Genomic DNA, 2,586 nt, shown 5'->3' on the forward strand with positions numbered 1-2,586 from the left:
GTAAGCGCGAATTTCCCCGCACCTTTTGCTGTTGAGCGCTCTGATGCATGAGGTGTCCACCAAAATAGGTGGACACCAAGTGATGGAAGAAGATGAGCAGAAACTGCGGGTGAGGCTTGTCGGTCGGAACGGGCGACGCCGATACGACCCCGCATCGAAGGACCGTCTTGTCGCGGCCTGCCTTGAGCCTGGCGTGTCGGTATCGAGGCTTGCGCTCGAACATGGGGTCAATGCGAACCTTCTTCGGAAGTGGATAAAGAAGCGCGCGGAGACCCAGTCCCTCCCGCCGTCCTCACCACCGGCGTTCATCCCGGTTCAGATTGAAAGTGCTGCCGATCGGGCCCTGTCGCGACAGAGTAGTATGGCTGCGGTGGATTTGCCGGCGACCTGTGATGAAGTGCGTGGGTCGGAACCCAAAAGGGCTGCATCTTTTCCCTCTCCAGCCAAGATGAGCGCGTCGCTGCCGAACGGCGTGAAGCTGACGCTGGAATGCGGTGATGTGGATGCGTTGGCAGCCGTAATCGGAGCGCTGTGTCATGTTCACACTGGGCGCTAATTTGAAAGTCTACCTGCACCGCGAGCCGATCGACTTTCGGGCCGGGATCAACAGCCTTGCGGTTTTGGTTCAGGAGACGATGGCGCTCGACCCGTTTGCTCCGGCGATTTTTGCGTTCTGCAATCGCCGCCGCGACCGGATGAAGCTCCTGTTCTTCGATCGGTCGGGCTTTGTGCTGGTCCTGAAGCGGCTGACCGAGGACAGGTTCAGGTGGCCGCGCCGGGAGGCTGCGGTCGTCCAGCTTACGACCGAGCAATTGCACTGGATTCTCGACGGCATCGATATTGACGCAATGGTCCGCCATCCGGTGCGGCAATATCAGGTCGCAGGCTGACGGCTCCCGAATTGTGCGGTTGACGCGGCGGCATGCTTTCGATTCAAGAATCTGATGAATCGACCCGGCGAACCGACTGTTGAAGAGCTGATGGCGCGCATTGCTGCGCTGCAGGCGCAGAACCGTCAACTCGCCGACCGGGTCGTCAAACTCGAGGAAGAGTTGGCGCTTGCGCGGCTGCATCGTTTTGCGCCGAAGAGCGAAAAGCACATTGACCGCCTCTTCAATGAAGCCGAACAGGCCGCGGATGAGGAAGACGCCGACAGCGAAGATGGCGATGTCGTTGTCCTGCCGGACACGGGCTTGCCGGCGAGCGAAGGGGCGACGGGAAAGAAGCGCGGCCGCAAGGCCTTGCCGGAAAACCTGCCGCGCGAGCGTGTCGAGTATGACCTTCCCGACGCCCAGAAGGCTTGTCCTTGCTGCCGTCACCAGATGCATCGCATGGGCGAGAGCGTTACCGAACAGCTTCATATCGAGGTGAAGGCGAAGGTCCTGCAGAATGTGCGGTTCAAATATGCTTGCCGTCATTGCGACCGCACCGGGATCAACACGCCGGTCGTGATCGCGCCGATGCCCACGCAACCTTTGCCGGGCAGCATCGCTACGGCCTCGACGCTGGCCTTTGCGCTCGTTCACAAATACGTCGACGGCACGCCGCTCTACCGCCTGGCGCAGGCCTTCGAGCGCGCCGGTGTTCCTGTCAGCCGAGGCGCTCTGGGCCACTGGGTGATCGGCTCGAGCGAAAAGCATCTCTCCCGCATCTATGACGCGCTGAAGCTGCGGCTCAGATCGCAGCCCCTCATCCATGGTGACGAGACCACGGTCCAGGTGCTGAAGGAAATGGACAGAGAGGCCGCCAGCACGTCATATATGTGGGCTTACCGGAGCGGCGAGGACAGTGACGAGCCGATCGTCCTGCTCGATTATCAGCCGGGCCGCGGCCAGATACACCCGCAGGCCTTCCTCGGCGATTACCGCGGCATAGTGATGAGCGACGGCTACACCGCCTGGCGCACGCTGGAGGGCGCAACGCATCTTGGATGCATGGCCCATTCCAGGCGGCGCTTTGTCGAGGCCCTCAAGGCGAGAAAGAAGGGTGGCGGGCCGCCGGAACAGGCGCTCCGGTTCTTCGAACAGCTCTATCGGGTTGAAAGGCAGGCGCGGAACGAAATCCCCGATGACGGCGAAACGCGAGATCACTGCATTCGCCGCTTCCGCCAGCAACATAGTGTCCCCGTCCTCCATGCTCTCAAGCTATGGCTCGACGACATCGCCCCGAAAGTCTTGCCGGACAGCAAGCTCGGCGACGCCGTGTCCTACACCTTGAACCAATGGGATTATCTGACGCGCTACACCGGGGACGGCAGCATGCCGATCGACAACAATCTTCTCGAGCGTGACATCAGGATCTTTGCCACTGGCCGGAAGAGTTGGCTGTTCAGCGATACCGTCGACGGAGCCAGGGCCAGCGCCGTCATCTACAGCCTGATGTTGACCTGCCGCGCCTGTGGCGTCGAGCCGTTAGCGTGGCTGCGCCACGTCCTCACCGAATTGCCTCAACGCAACGAGGACGCTGATATCGACGATCTGCTGCCCTTCAACTTCGCCAAAGCCGCCGCAGCCTGACCCGACGCGTCCGTCTGAAAGCGATCAGTTGTTGCAAGGGCCGTCAACGTGCGGGGAAATGAGCGCTTAC

At 61.3% G+C, this 2,586-nt stretch carries 3 protein-coding genes; all 3 read left to right on the top strand.

Annotated features, from left to right (window positions below; genetic code table 11):
- The first annotated feature begins 82 nt into the window (after positions 1–82).
- Genes tnpA through tnpC form a run of 3 tightly spaced genes read left to right on the top strand, consistent with a single transcriptional unit; the run spans position 83 to position 2,516 of the window.
- Positions 83–556, top strand: a complete 474-nt coding sequence (gene tnpA, locus D3227_RS40105) for an IS66-like element accessory protein TnpA (RefSeq protein WP_167481077.1) — start codon at positions 83–85, stop codon at positions 554–556.
- Positions 537–890: an IS66 family insertion sequence element accessory protein TnpB gene (gene tnpB / locus D3227_RS40110; protein WP_120019434.1), complete on the top strand. Its 354-nt coding sequence runs from the start codon at positions 537–539 to the stop codon at positions 888–890. The genes tnpA and tnpB overlap by 20 nt, the downstream gene beginning before the upstream one ends.
- Positions 891–944: 54 nt before the next feature.
- Positions 945–2,516 carry an IS66 family transposase gene (tnpC, locus tag D3227_RS40115; RefSeq protein ID WP_120019435.1) on the top strand — a complete coding sequence of 524 codons (1,572 nt, stop codon included), beginning with the start codon at positions 945–947 and terminating at the stop codon, positions 2,514–2,516.
- Positions 2,517–2,586: the final 70 nt, after the last annotated feature.

Source organism: Mesorhizobium waimense (assembly GCF_003601975.1).
Taxonomy (GTDB): Bacteria; Pseudomonadota; Alphaproteobacteria; order Rhizobiales; family Rhizobiaceae; genus Mesorhizobium; species Mesorhizobium waimense.